A 12,745-nucleotide genomic window follows, 5' to 3' on the forward strand; every position below is an offset into this window, starting at 1 on the left:
ATGCAGCTCGGAACCCGCTGGTCCCTCGGCGCAGAACCGCCGACCGGGCTGCCCGAGGTCGTCGTCATCGCCCTGCAGGCGGTCGAGGGCGACCTCGAGGCGCTGCCCGACGACACCAGCGCCTGGCGATGGACGTTGACCTGGCTGGAAGGCAACCCGGTCATCGAGCTCGACGACGGCACCGTCATCCGGTTCGACCCGAAGGAAGACAGCGCCACCATCACGCAGCCCGCCATCGTCATGGACGATGACGAGGACTGGATCTAGTCTTCGTTCCGCCACTGCCCTTGTTCCGCCACTGCCCGTTTTCTCCCAGCGCCCTAGCTCTCCCACCGCCACAGGGCGGCGAGCCCCAGTCCGCCCGCGATGCTCAGGGCGCTCAGGGATAGCTCGCCCGCCGAAGCCTCGGCGCGGCACTGGCTGAGCAGGCGCAGAACCAGCAGCGCGCCGGAAGCTCCGTAGGGGTGCCCGAGCGCGATGGCACCGCCCTGCAGGTTGGCGCGCTCCACCGGGACCGCTATCAGGTCCAGCGATGCCAGCGTCTGCGACGCGAACGCCTCGGTGAACTCGACCCGGCCCAGCTGCGCGGCCGATACACCGGTGCGGGCGAAGAGTCTGAGCGCAGCCGCCCCGCCGCCGATCCCGAGCAGGTTGGGGTCGACGCCCGCCGGCACCGCATCTACGAAGGCCAGGCAACCGGATGCGCCGAGAGAGGCCGCCCGCGCCCGGCTGGTGACAACCACAACCACGGCGCCATCCGCGTCGCCGCAGGAGTTACCGGCCGTGACCGTTCCCCCAGCAGTGAACACCGCCGGAAACCGGGCCAGGAGGCTCGGGGTCAAGGTCGGCCGCGGTCCGGAATCCACCGAGACCGGCCCGTTCGCCGTCTCAACGTCGACGATCTCGGTGGCGAACGCGCCCGCCTGCCCGGCCGCAACAGCGAGCCGGTGGCTGCGGAGGGCAAAGGAATCCTGCCGCTCGCGTTCGATGCCGTAGGCGGCCGCGACCGTCTCTGCCGCAACGCCCATGTCCGGGTCGCCGATGTCGTCGGGCGAGAATCGCACCCGGTCGTAGAAATCCGGGGCGCCGTCCGTGGAACTGAGCCGGTGGGCTCGCAGCGGAGCCGTGCTCGTGCTCTCGACCCCGCCCGCGAGGTACAGGCTGCCGGCACCGGCCTGCACGAGCCGGCAGGCGAGAACGATGGCCTCGAGGCCCGATCCGCATTGCCGGTCGATGGTCACCCCGGGAACGGCCGGCGGAAGTCCCGCCGTGAGCAGGGCCAGTCGCGCCACGTTGCCGCCGCCGGCCACGGCATTGCCGATGATCACGTCATCGACGTCTGCGGCGGGCAGGCCACTGTCGGCCAGGACTGCCTCGAGCACCGGCGCCAGCAGCTCTGCGGCGGTCACGCCGCGTAGGGCCCCGTTGAAACGGGTGAACGCCGTGCGACGGCCCAGCAGGATGACGGGCTGCCGGTCATCAGGGATGACACCCGGCGTGGGGCTGAGCGGATCAGCGGAGGCGAACGACACGGGGGTCCTCCTCCTCGATCCACCGGGCCAGCAGGCCGCGACTGACCTTGCCGGCCGTCGTCACGGGAAGCTCGGTCAGCCGGAAGAAATCACGCGGCCGGTGCTCGCCGGCCAGCGCTGAGATGCAGGCGTTCCGCAGCCGGGCGGCGTCCACCACGGGCGCGGCGATCACGGCGGCGACGACCCGGGTGCCGACGACGGCATCGGGGCATCCCGTCACCACGGCGGCCTGCACTCCTGGCACCCGGTGCAGGGCGGCCTCCACCTCCTGCGGATACACATTGGTGCCGGCGCTGACGATCATGTCGGCACGGCGACCCAGCACGTGCAGCACGCCGGACTCGTCGAGAAAGCCCTGGTCGCCGACCGTGCACCACGCGCCGACGCGTGTAAAAGCCTCTCCGTCATCACCCCACAGGTAGCCGTCACAGACGAAGTCGCTGGCAACCTGGATGGTTCCGGTCGCACCGGCGGGGAGCGGTCGGCCGTCGTCGTCCGCGATGCGGATGCTGACCCCGGGAAAGGGCTGGCCCACGGCACTGTCGGCGCCGGCGCCGGCGCTGCCGGCAGCGTCGCCAGGGGCCACCGACGACGCCGCGACGAAGCCCAGTTCGGCGGCGCCGTAATAGCTCACGATGGTGGCGTGGGGCGCCCACCGTTGCAGCAGCCCGGTGGTGGCCGCGTCGAGCCTGGCCCCACCGCTCACGATGCAGGTGAGCCCGCGATCCACCCGGCCGGCCGCCACCGCCCGGTCGGCGAGCATCCGCAGCACGGTCGGAACGGCCACCAGCCTGCTGATCCGTTCCCGCTCGAGGCAGCCCAGCACTGCCGCCACATCAAACCTCTCCAGGGTATGGAAGCTGCCGCCGGCCTGCAGCGATTCGGCCAACGCGTAGAGGTTGAGGCTGGCCGTGAGCGGACCCGGCGCGAGAGTGCGGTCATGCCGGGTGAGGTGCAGCACCTCGGCGCTGTGCTCGAGTGACCGCTGCCAGGACCGCCGCGTGCGGCGGAAGGCCTTGGGCAGGGAGGTTGTTCCCGAGGTGAATCCGTAGAGGAAGGTGGACTCTGCCGGACCGTCGGTAAGACGCCCCGCGGTGCCTCCTCCAGGACCGGACGCACCCGGCGCACTGCGCGCATCGGATCCGGTGGCGATGCCGCGTAGGCGCCCCTCGACCTCGGCGCGCTGCTCTGCCGGCCAGTGCGGGTCGAGCATGGCGACGCATCCGCTGCCCGACACAGCCGCGAGGAAGTCAGCGACGACGTCGATGCCGTTGACCCTGTTGAGCACGGTGAGGCCGGTGCTGCCGGGGTGGTCGAGAATGCGTTGGCGCAACTGGGCATAGCTGACCACGTCGTCGTCAACGGCCACGGCGACCTGGTCGGGGAACGACTCGGCCCAGAGTTGGAGGGACGTGAGAATGGGCATCGGTACCATTTCTACCGCACTGTGCCGGCGGATCAGGACGGTTGGACGGCGATGATCTCGCCGTGCGGCATGCAGAACCAGCCGTCCGGATCCTCGGCCCACCGGTGCCACGCGGCGCTGATCTCGTGCAGGTCGCTCAGCCGGGCGGCCCCGGACTCGATGGCGTGAGCGGCGAAGTCCGCCTCGATTGCGCGCGCCGCCCAGGATTCGCCCCACCATTCCCGCTCCGCCTCCGACGAGAAGCACCAGATCGACGCGCTCACGCTCACCGTGTCGAAGCCGGCCTGCCTGGCCCAGGCCTTCAACGCCCGACCGGCGTCGGGGTCACCGCCGTCGAAGCTGTGCACCGCGCGGTACACCTGCATCCAGGAGCCGAGCCCGGCCAGCTTCGGGTACCAGGCCACGGCACCGTAGTCCGCATCGCGGGCGGCGAGGATGCCGCCGGGCTTGAGGACCCGCCTCATCTCACGCAGCGCCGCCACCGGGTTGTCCAGGTGCTGCAACACCTGGTGCGCGTGCACAATGTCCACGGATGCGTCCTCCGCCGGCAGCGCGTAGGCGTTCCCGACCGCGAACCTGGCGTTGTGCACTCCCTCATCGAAGGCCAGGCCCGCCGCCTGCTGCACGGCCAGGGCCGACGTGTCCACGCCGAGAACGGAGCCCGGCGCGAGCCGTCGGGCCAGATCGAGCGTGACGGTGCCCGCTCCGCTCGAGACATCGATCAGGCTGAGGCCGGGTCGCAAGTGCGGGAGCAGGTAGCCGGCGGAATTCTCGGCGGTGCGCCAGGTCAACACCCGTTGCGGGTGCTCGTGACCGAACGGATGCCCGGCACGAGGTGCGGTCTCCTGTCGCTCCGGGGTGTCACCCCGGCCTCCATTGCTCGTGCCGACACTGTTCATGCCGCCACTGTACGACGCCTGGCCCCGTTGTGAGCGGCCCCGTCAACCGGCGTCCTAGGCTGGGTCCATGGCCGACTCCGCGAATCCCTTCCTTGCTCCCAGCACCCTGCCCTACCAGCTGCCCCCCTTCGGTGAGATCCGCAACGAGCACTATCGTCCGGCGTTCGACGCCGGGATGGCCGAGCAGCTCGCCGAGATCACGGCCATCACGGCAGACCCCGCGGAGCCGACCATCGAGAACACCCTCATCGCACTCGAACGCAGCGGACAGGTTCTGCAGCGCGTGGCCACGGTGTTCTTCTCGCTGAGCTCGTCGGACGCCACAGAGTTCGGCACCGCACTCGAGGAGGAGCTCGCACCGCTGCTCGCAGCGCACGCCGACGCCATCCGGCTCGACCCTGCGCTGTACGCCCGTATCGCGTCGCTGCAGGAGCGACGTGATTCCCTGGATCTCGACCCGGAGACCGCGTACCTGCTCGAGCGATATCACACCGAGTACACCCTCACCGGCGCGGCGCTCTCTGACGCTGACAAAGTATCCCTGCGCGACCTGAACATGCGTCTGTCCACCCTCACCACCCGGTTCGAGAAGAACCTGCTCGCCGACACCAACGACCTCGCCGTCGTGATCGACGACGTCGCCGAGCTCGACGGGCTCGGCGACGGCGAGATCTCGGCGGCCGCCGGCGCCGCCGCCGAACGGGGTCATACCGGCAAGTACGTCATCACCCTGGTGCTGCCGACCAGCCATCCGTACCTCGCCTCGCTCACCAACCGCGCGGTTCGGGAACGCCTGCTGACCGCGTCCCGGTCACGCGGCATCCGCGGCGGCGAGCACGACAACCGCGAGCTGGTGCTCGAGATCACCCGCTTGCGAGCCCGGCGCGCGCGGCTACTCGGCTTCGCCAGCCACGCCGCATACGTCACGGCCGACGAAACCGCGAAGTCCCCGGAAGCCGTCGCCGGGATGCTGGATCGACTCGCGCCCGCCGCGGCACGCAACGCGCGCGACGAACAGCAGGCGCTGCAGGCCGCGGTACGAGACTCTGGCGGCGACTTCGAGCTCGCCGCCTGGGACTGGGCGTTCTACACCGAGAAGGTACGACAGGCCAGGTACGACGTCGACACGAGCGCCATGCGGCCGTACTTCGAACTGGAGCGGGTGCTGCACGACGGGGTCTTCTACGCTGCCACCCGGCTCTACGGGATCACCTTCACCGCACGGCCCGACCTCACCGCCTGGAATCCCGAGGCTCGCGTTTTCGAGGTCGCGAACGAGGACGGCTCCCCGGTGGGCCTGTACATCGCCGATTTCTACACCCGCGACTCCAAGCGCGGCGGTGCCTGGATGAACGCGCTGGTCTCGCAGTCCACCCTGCTGGGCACTCCCACCATCGTCACCAACAACCTCAACGTGCCCAAGCCCGCCGCCGGCTCCCCCACCCTGCTCACCTTCGACGAGGTGACCACCTTGTTCCACGAGTTCGGGCACGCCCTGCACGGTCTCTTCGCGCAGGTCACCTACCCGCGCTTCGCCGGCACCAATGTCTACAGGGACTTCGTCGAATTCCCGAGCCAGGTCAACGAGATGTGGATGCTCTGGCCCGAGGTCCTGGCGAATTACGCCAGGCACTACCGCACCGGCGAGTCCATGCCGCAGGAGCTCGTGGACCGCATCCGCGAATCGGCGACGTTCAACGAGGGATTCGCCACCAGTGAGTACCTTGCCGCCGCCCTGCTCGACCAGGCCTGGCACCGCATCACCGCCGACGACACCGTGGCGGATGTGGCTGCCTTCGAGGCGGCCGCGCTGGCCGCGGTGGGCCTGGACAACCCCGTGGTCCCCACCCGGTACGCGAGCACCTATTTCGCGCACACCTTCTCCGGCGGCTACGACGCCGGCTATTATTCCTACATCTGGAGCGAGGTGCTCGACGCGGACTCCGTGGCCTGGTTCACCGAGAACGGCGGCCTGACCCGGGCCAACGGTGACAGGTTCCGTGACCGGCTGCTCGGCGTGGGCGGCAGCGGCGACCCGCTGGTCGCCTACAGGTCCTTCCGCGGTCGCGACGCGCACATCCAGCCCCTGCTCGACCGCCGCGGGCTCGACTAACCGGCCGTAAACGTAATCGACCGTGGACGCAGAACCGCCCCCGATGTGAGGTCGGGGGCGGTTCGGGGCGGACGGGACCGGTTACGCGGACTTCTCCTCGCGCCGAGCCGAGTGCAGCACGATGGTGGGAGCCGCGTTCTCGAGGACCGATTCGCGGGTGACCACGACGCGGGCGACATCCGTGGCAGACGGTACCTCGAACATGATCGGTCCGAGCACCTCCTCCATGATGGCGCGGAGGCCTCTGGCACCGGTCTTGCGCAGGACCGCGAGGTCGGCGATGGCCTCGAGCGCGGGCTGTTCGAAGTCCAGTTCCACACCGTCGAGCTCGAACATGCGCTGGTACTGGCGCACCAGGGCGTTCTTGGGCACCGTGAGGATCTGCATCAGGGCGACCTGGTCGAGTTGGGTGACCGTGGTCACCACGGGCAGCCGGCCGATGAATTCGGGGATCAGCCCGAACTTGTGCAGGTCTTCCGGCAGCACCTCACTGAAGAGGTTGATGTCGTCGCCCTTGCTGTGCAGCGGGGCGCCGAAGCCGATGCCCTTCTTGCCGGCACGCTGGGAGATGATGTCGTCGAGCCCGGCGAAAGCGCCGGCAACGATGAACAGCACGTTGGTGGTGTCCACCTGGATGAACTCCTGGTGCGGATGCTTGCGGCCGCCCTGCGGCGGCACCGAGGCGACGGTTCCCTCGAGGATCTTCAAGAGCGCCTGTTGTACGCCCTCCCCGGACACGTCGCGGGTGATCGACGGGTTTTCGGCCTTGCGGGCGATCTTGTCGATCTCGTCGATGTAGATGATGCCGGTCTCGGCGCGCTTCACGTCGTAGTCGGCGGCCTGAATGAGCTTGAGGAGGATGTTCTCGACGTCTTCACCCACGTAGCCGGCCTCGGTGAGGGCCGTGGCATCCGCGACGGCGAACGGCACGTTGAGCCGCTTCGCGAGGGTCTGGGCGAGGTAGGTCTTGCCGCAACCGGTGGGGCCGATCAGCAGGATGTTGGACTTGGCGATCTCGACGTCGTCATGGATGGCGTCCGCCGCGGTCAGGGTGGCGCGGCTGCGCACGCGCTTGTAGTGGTTGTAGACGGCCACGGCGAGGGCGCGCTTGGCGGCTTCCTGCCCGATGACGTACTCCTCGAGGAATCCGAAGATCTCCCGGGGCTTGGGCAGCTCGAATTCGCTGCCGACTTCTTCGGCTCCAGCCTCGGCCAGACGTTCTTCGATGATCTCGTTGCAGAGCTCAACGCATTCATCGCAGATGTACACGCCGGGTCCGGCAATGAGCTGCTGCACCTGCTTCTGGCTCTTTCCGCAGAAAGAACACTTCAACAGGTCGGCGCTCTCGCCTATTCGGGCCATCCGTGAGCCTCCTCCATCAATGACGCTGAATTCGAGCCTAGCTTGTGCGTGTGACAGATGCGTGCAGCCACGGAACAATGCGAAACGGCGCGCCGCCTCGGGGCGACGCGCCGTTCGGTGAACAGGCTGACCAGAGGGCCAACCCGTCCGTTGCGGTACTACTTGACCAGCGTGGGCACGTTCTTGCGGCTGGTCAGGATCTGGTCGATCAGACCGTATTCGAGGGCCTCTTTCGAGCCGAGGATCTTGTCGCGGTCGATATCCTTGTGGACCTGCTCCTTGGTGCGGTTGGAGTGACCGGCGAGGGTCTCTTCAAGCCATTCGCGCATCCGCTGGATCTCGGCCGCCTGGATTTCGATGTCGGAGGCCTGGCCGCCACCCTGGCCGCCGGCCGACGGCTGGTGGATGAGGATGCGGGCGTTCGGCAGCGCGAGGCGCTTGCCGGGTGTTCCACCGGCCAGCAGCACGGCGGCGGCGGAGGCCGCCTGGCCGAGGCAGACCGTCTGGATGTGCGGACGGATGTACTGCATGGTGTCGTAGATCGCCGTCATGGCGGTGAAGGAGCCACCGGGCGAGTTGATGTACATCACGATGTCGCGGTCGGGGTCCTGGCTCTCGAGGACCAGGAGCTGGGCCATGACGTCGTCGGCCGAGGCATCGTCAACCTGCACGCCGAGGAAGATGATGCGGTCCTCGAACAGCTTGGCGTACGGGTCCTGGCGCTTGTAGCCGTAGGCGGTGCGCTCCTCGAAGGTGGGGAGGATGTAACGCGACTGCGGGGCCTGCGGTGCCATTCCACCGGGCGCCATTCCGCCGGCCTGGTGGCCAAAATTCGTGAATTCCATTTTCTGCCCGTCCTACTTCTTGTTCACTGAGTCGTCGGTGCCGCCGCCGCCGACAACCTGCGTCGCAGATTCGCGCAGGTGGTCAACGAATCCATAGTCCAGAGCTTCCTGGGCGGTGAACCAGTTGTCGCGGTCGTTGTCGATGAGGATCTGCTCGACCGACTTGCCGGTCTGCTCGGCCGTGAGCTCTGCCATCCGCTTCTTCATGTCGAGGATGACCTTGGCCTGGGTCTGGATGTCGGCCGCCGTGCCGCCGAACCCACCGGACGGCTGGTGCAACAGCACGCGCGCGTTCGGGGTGATGTACCGCTTGCCCTTGGTGCCGGAGGAGAGCAGGAACTGGCCCATCGAGGCCGCCAGTCCGATTCCCACGGTGACGATGTCGTTCGATACGAACTTCATGGTGTCGTAGATTGCCATGCCCGCGGTGATCGAGCCACCGGGTGAGTTGATGTAGAGGAAGATATCCCGCTGCGAGTCCTCTGCGGCCAGCAGCAGGATCTTGGCACAGATCTCGTTGGCGTTGTCGTCTCGCACCTCTGAGCCGAGCCAGATGATGCGGTCGGCCAGCAGTTTGTCAAAAACGCCGGGTGTAAGTGCCATTTCGGCCATGTCGCGCTCCGTTTCGCTTGTCGCTTCAGAATGAATCTATAGGGTCCAACGCGCGCAAAAGGCTCTGTTCGCCCTCGGCAGATTCACGCAGGCGGCGGTACACGCAGAACGGGCCGGATGTCCGCAGACATCCGACCCGTTTACCAGCGCCATCAGGCGTCGGGGTTACTTCTTTGCAGCAGCCTTCTTCTTCGGCTTGGCCTCGGCGGCCGGGGCCTCCTCGGCTGCTTCATCAGAGGCGGCTTCATCAGAGGCGGCTTCGTCAGAAGCAGCCTCGTCGGCTGCAGGCTCGTCGTCGACGACGGCCGTGAACTCGGACAGGTCGACGGAGGCACCGTTGGAGTCGGTGACCTCGGCCTTGCCCAGGGCGATCGCGAGGGCCTTGTTGCGGGCGACCTCGGCGACCATGGACGGGATCTGGCCGTTGCCGGACAGGGCCTGAACGAACTCGCTCGGGTCCATGCCGTACTGCGAGGCACCCTGGATCAGGTACTGGGTGAGCTCGTCCTGGCTGACCTTGACCTTCTCAGCCTCGGCGATGGTGTCGAGCAGGATCTGCTGACGGAAGGTCTTCTCGCTGGCCTCGGTGACCTCGGCGCGGTGGGTCTCGTCTTCGAGGCGGTTCTCGCCCTCGAGGTGACGGTGCACCTCGTCGGCGATGATGGCCTCGGGGATCGGGACCTCGACGGAGGAGAGCAGCTGCTCGATGAGCAGCTCGCGGGCCTGGTTGCCCTGGCCGAAGACCTTGGAGCGGCCGACCTGGACCTTGAGGCTCTCGGTGAGCTCGTCGATGGTGTCGAACTCGCTGGCGATCTGCGCGAAGTCGTCGTCGGCGGTGGGAAGCTCGCGCTCCTTGACAGCGATGACGGTGACGGTGATCTCCGCGGTCTCGCCCTCGTGGTCGCCGCCGAGCAGCTTGGAGGCGAAGGTGGTGGTCTCACCGGCGGTGAGGGACTCGAGGGCCTCGTCGATGCCCTCGATGAGGTCGCCGGAGCCGACCTCGTAGGAGATGCCGCTGGCGTTGTCGACCTCGACACCGTTGACGGATGCGACGAGGTCGATCTGGGCGAAGTCGCCGGAGGTGGCGGGACGGTCGACCGTGATCAGCGTGCCGAAGCGGCTGCGCAGGGTGTTGAGTTCTTCGGTGACCTCATCGTCGGAGATCTCGACGGCGTCGACGGTGAGCTTGATTCCCTCGTAGACGGGCAGGTCGATCTCGGGACGCACGTCGACCTCGATGGCCAGCTGCAGGTCTCCGGAGAAGTCCTTGTCGCTGGGCCACTCGACGATGTCGGCCTCCGGACGGCCGAGCGGGCGCAGCTTGTGCTCATCAACGGCCTTGCGGTAGAAACCGTCGAGGCTCTCGTTGACCGCGTGCTCCAGCACGGCGGACTTGCCGACGCGCTGGTCGATGATGGCGGGCGGGACCTTGCCCTTGCGGAAGCCGGGGATGTTGATGTCTTCGGCGATGTGCCCGTAGGCGTGGGTGATGCTGGGCTTCAGCTCTTCCGGAGTCACCGAGATGGTGACCTTGGCGCGCGTGGGGCTCAGCTTTTCTACCGTGGACTTCACGTTTAAATCTCCTGTGTTCGACAGATTATGTTCGACAGATGTGCAGGGGGGTGATGGTCGGGGCGACAGGATTCGAACCTGCGACCTCTCGGTCCCAAACCGAGCGCTCTACCAAGCTGAGCTACGCCCCGGATGTCATCTCACCCGTTGGGGCCACCAACTTGGCACGCATACTCACGCGACAGGCGGATTGACCTCCGTCAGTCTAGTGCACCACCCGCAGCCCGGGGCGTCCCTGAGCGGATTCCGGGCGCGTTCCGGGGGTTTGTCGGCGCTGGGGAAATCACGCACCGAAACCTGTACTACGATATTCGAGTGCCAGCAGGTGTGGCACATGGGGATGTAGCTCAATGGTAGAGCCTCAGTTTTCCAAACTGATGGCGCGGGTTCGATTCCCGTCATCCCCTCCATATTGCAAGGGTCTCGGGCCCTTCCAGGTCAGGCGAAGACGTAGGTCACACCGGTGAGGCGCTCGCTCTCCGTCCAGAGGCGGCGGGCGTCGTCGGTGTTCTGTGCGCGCTTGGAGCGTGTGACGGGCACCGGATGCCCGTGCTGCTGCCCGAACCCCTCCGGCCCGACGAACGAGTTGCCGGCCAGCCCGGGCAGGGTGGCCGCGTACAGCGACGGCAACGCACCCCACACCGCCGGTTGGGCGAATTCCCGGGTCAGCGTCGCCATCAGGCGGCTGCGCCTGGTGGTGGTCTTCGCACCGCGCATGGCAGGACCGGCGGTCTGCAGGTTCGTCAGGGCGAAGCCCGGATGCGCAGCCATCGCCCGCAGGGACAGCTTCGCGGCCGCCGACCGGCGCTGCAGCTCGCTGGTGAACAACAGGTTGGCGAGCTTGCTCTGCCCGTACGCCGGCCACGGCCGGTAGCGCCTGGTGCCCATCAGGTCGTCGAAGTTCATCCGTCCGATGCGGTGCACCGTCGACGACAGCGTCACCACGCGCGCATCCGGGCTGGCCACCAGCAGCGGAAGCAGCCGCCCGGTCAGTGCGAAGTGACCCAGGTGGTTGGTGCCGAACTGCATCTCGAAGCCATCGACGGTGCGCCGCTCGGGCAGGTTCATCACACCGGCGTTGTTCACCAGCAGGTCGAGACGACCGGGGCCGGCGATGAACTCCTCGGCGAAGGCGGCAATCGAGACCAGGCTGGCCAGGTCCAGCACTCGAACCGACAGATCGGCATCCGGCAGGCGATCCCGCATCCGCTCCACGGCCGCCGCTCCCCTGGCGCCGTCCCGCACGGCCAGGGTCACGGATGCGCCGTGCGCGGCCAGCTGCGCCGCGGTCACGAAGCCCAAACCCGAGTTGGCTCCGGTCACGATGGCGGTGCGGCCGGTGAGGTCGGGAATCTTTTCTTCGGTCCAGCCGTAGCCGAGTTTCGGTTCCACGGGTCAGGCCAGTCCGAGGGTGTCGAGGGAGGCGCGGAGGGTGGCGGCGGAGTGTTCGAACAGCGCCTGCTCCTTGGCCGAGAACGGCACGTCGATGACGCGGGCGATACCGCTGGCGTCAATGACGCTGGGCACCGACAGGGCCACCCCGCTGACACCCCGGTAGTCGGTGAGCACCGAGCTGACCGGCAGGATGGCTCCCTCGTCACGCAGCACCGCCTCGACAATGCGGGCGCCGGAGAGGCCGATGGCGTAGTTGGTGGCGCCCTTGCCCTCGATCACCTTGTAGGCAGCGTTCTTGACCTCGTCAGCGATCGACTCGAACTCGGCCTCGGAGAACGGCACAGATCCGGTGCCCTGCGCCGGTCCGGTGGCGCCGCGGGCCAGCATCCAGTCGGCCAGCGAGATCGGCCCGATACGCGCCTGCGACCAGAGCGGGAACTCGGAGTCGCCGTGTTCGCCGACGATGAGGGCGTGCACGTTGGAGATCGCCACGCCGACACGTTCGGAGAGCATCCAGCGCAGCCTGGAGGAGTCGAGCACGGTGCCGGAGCCGAACACCCGCGCCGGCGGCAGGCCGCTGAACTGCTGGGCGGCCACGGCGAGCACGTCGACGGGGTTGGTGACGAGGACGAAAATGGCGTCGGGGGCCCGCTCGACGAGCTTGGGCATCAGGTCGCGCAGGATCTCGACGTTCACGCCGGCCATCTCGAGGCGGGACTGGCCGGGATGCTGGCGGGCGCCGGCGGTGATCACGACGACGTTGGCGCCACTCACCACGTCGAGGTCATCGCCGCCGGTGACCCTGGATGCCCCGGTGAACTGGGTGCCGTGTGCGAGGTCGAGCACCTCGGCGGCCACCTTGGCCGAGTTGATGTCGTACAGAGCCACCTCACGGGCGGACTCGCGGATCAGGGCCGCGTAGGCCAGGGATGTGCCGACGGCGCCGGCGCCGACGATGGCCAGTTTGGAGTTCTCAATCACGCTCATGG

General features: G+C 67.8%; 11 protein-coding genes and 2 tRNA genes. 3 read left to right on the forward strand and 10 right to left on the reverse strand.

What is annotated here, in order from left to right; all coding sequences use genetic code 11:
* Complete coding sequence (locus tag B7495_RS09705; protein WP_088456385.1) at nt 1-267, forward strand: hypothetical protein; 267 nt, start codon at nt 1-3, stop codon at nt 265-267.
* Between the two features lie 53 nt (nt 268-320).
* Here B7495_RS09705 and B7495_RS09710 read toward each other — a convergent pair whose 3' ends face one another.
* From B7495_RS09710 to B7495_RS09720, 3 genes are read right to left on the reverse strand one after another with little or no spacing between them, the layout of a single operon-like run.
* Entirely contained in the window at nt 321-1,532 is a 1,212-nt protein-coding gene (locus tag B7495_RS09710; protein ID WP_088456386.1) for a thiolase family protein, read from the reverse strand.
* On the reverse strand, nt 1,513-2,958 hold the full coding sequence (locus B7495_RS09715) for a class I adenylate-forming enzyme family protein (RefSeq protein ID WP_088456387.1): 1,446 nt from the start codon (nt 2,956-2,958) through the stop codon (nt 1,513-1,515). The genes B7495_RS09710 and B7495_RS09715 overlap by 20 nt, the downstream gene beginning before the upstream one ends.
* Before the next feature lie 32 nt (nt 2,959-2,990).
* Nucleotides 2,991-3,857 (reverse strand): class I SAM-dependent methyltransferase, encoded by an 867-nt coding sequence (locus B7495_RS09720; RefSeq protein WP_088456388.1) that lies wholly within the window; start codon nt 3,855-3,857, stop codon nt 2,991-2,993.
* A gap of 67 nt (nt 3,858-3,924) precedes the next feature.
* On the opposite strand from B7495_RS09720, the gene B7495_RS09725 reads away from it, so the two are divergent.
* Nucleotides 3,925-5,970, forward strand: coding sequence for a M3 family metallopeptidase (locus B7495_RS09725; protein WP_088456389.1), 2,046 nt, complete (start codon nt 3,925-3,927; stop codon nt 5,968-5,970).
* Nucleotides 5,971-6,051: 81 nt separating this feature from the next.
* Here B7495_RS09725 and clpX read toward each other — a convergent pair whose 3' ends face one another.
* The 5 genes from clpX to B7495_RS09750 all read right to left on the reverse strand — a co-directional run bounded on the left by clpX (nt 6,052) and on the right by B7495_RS09750 (nt 10,492).
* Nucleotides 6,052-7,332: an ATP-dependent Clp protease ATP-binding subunit ClpX gene (gene clpX, locus B7495_RS09730; protein ID WP_088456390.1), complete on the reverse strand. Its 1,281-nt coding sequence runs from the start codon at nt 7,330-7,332 to the stop codon at nt 6,052-6,054.
* 158 nt (nt 7,333-7,490) lie between these two features.
* Entirely contained in the window at nt 7,491-8,177 is a 687-nt protein-coding gene (locus B7495_RS09735) for an ATP-dependent Clp protease proteolytic subunit (protein ID WP_370028119.1), read from the reverse strand.
* 12 nt (nt 8,178-8,189) lie between these two features.
* Nucleotides 8,190-8,789, reverse strand: coding sequence for an ATP-dependent Clp protease proteolytic subunit (locus B7495_RS09740; RefSeq protein WP_088456392.1), 600 nt, complete (start codon nt 8,787-8,789; stop codon nt 8,190-8,192).
* 165 nt (nt 8,790-8,954) lie between these two features.
* Complete coding sequence (tig, locus tag B7495_RS09745; protein WP_088456393.1) at nt 8,955-10,361, reverse strand: trigger factor; 1,407 nt, start codon at nt 10,359-10,361, stop codon at nt 8,955-8,957.
* 54 nt (nt 10,362-10,415) lie between these two features.
* Nucleotides 10,416-10,492 (reverse strand) — tRNA-Pro (locus tag B7495_RS09750).
* Between the two features lie 205 nt (nt 10,493-10,697).
* Here B7495_RS09750 and B7495_RS09755 point away from each other — a divergent pair.
* Nucleotides 10,698-10,771: transfer RNA gene (locus B7495_RS09755), tRNA-Gly, on the forward strand.
* 28 nt (nt 10,772-10,799) lie between these two features.
* Here B7495_RS09755 and B7495_RS09760 read toward each other — a convergent pair.
* Nucleotides 10,800-11,753: an oxidoreductase gene (locus B7495_RS09760; RefSeq protein WP_088456394.1), complete on the reverse strand. Its 954-nt coding sequence runs from the start codon at nt 11,751-11,753 to the stop codon at nt 10,800-10,802.
* A gap of 3 nt (nt 11,754-11,756) precedes the next feature.
* Nucleotides 11,757-12,743: an L-lactate dehydrogenase gene (locus tag B7495_RS09765; RefSeq protein WP_088456395.1), complete on the reverse strand. Its 987-nt coding sequence runs from the start codon at nt 12,741-12,743 to the stop codon at nt 11,757-11,759.
* Nucleotides 12,744-12,745: the final 2 nt, after the last annotated feature.

This window comes from Cryobacterium sp. LW097 (assembly GCF_002205495.2).
In the GTDB taxonomy this organism is placed as follows: domain Bacteria; phylum Actinomycetota; class Actinomycetes; order Actinomycetales; family Microbacteriaceae; genus Cryobacterium; species Cryobacterium zongtaii.

What these genes read in the sequence shown, in the direction of transcription:
- clpX (WP_088456390.1), bottom strand. Translation starts at nt 7,332, where the DNA reads ATGGCCCGAATAGGCGAGAGCGCCGACCTGTTGAAGTGTTCTTTCTGC.
- B7495_RS09715 (WP_088456387.1), bottom strand. Translation starts at nt 2,958, where the DNA reads ATGCCCATTCTCACGTCCCTCCAACTCTGGGCCGAGTCGTTCCCCGAC.
- B7495_RS09740 (WP_088456392.1), bottom strand. Translation starts at nt 8,789, where the DNA reads ATGGCCGAAATGGCACTTACACCCGGCGTTTTTGACAAACTGCTGGCC.
- B7495_RS09720 (WP_088456388.1), bottom strand. Translation starts at nt 3,857, where the DNA reads ATGAACAGTGTCGGCACGAGCAATGGAGGCCGGGGTGACACCCCGGAG.
- B7495_RS09765 (WP_088456395.1), bottom strand. Translation starts at nt 12,743, where the DNA reads ATGAGCGTGATTGAGAACTCCAAACTGGCCATCGTCGGCGCCGGCGCC.
- B7495_RS09725 (WP_088456389.1), top strand. Translation starts at nt 3,925, where the DNA reads ATGGCCGACTCCGCGAATCCCTTCCTTGCTCCCAGCACCCTGCCCTAC.
- B7495_RS09735 (WP_370028119.1), bottom strand. Translation starts at nt 8,177, where the DNA reads ATGGAATTCACGAATTTTGGCCACCAGGCCGGCGGAATGGCGCCCGGT.
- B7495_RS09705 (WP_088456385.1), top strand. Translation starts at nt 1, where the DNA reads ATGCAGCTCGGAACCCGCTGGTCCCTCGGCGCAGAACCGCCGACCGGG.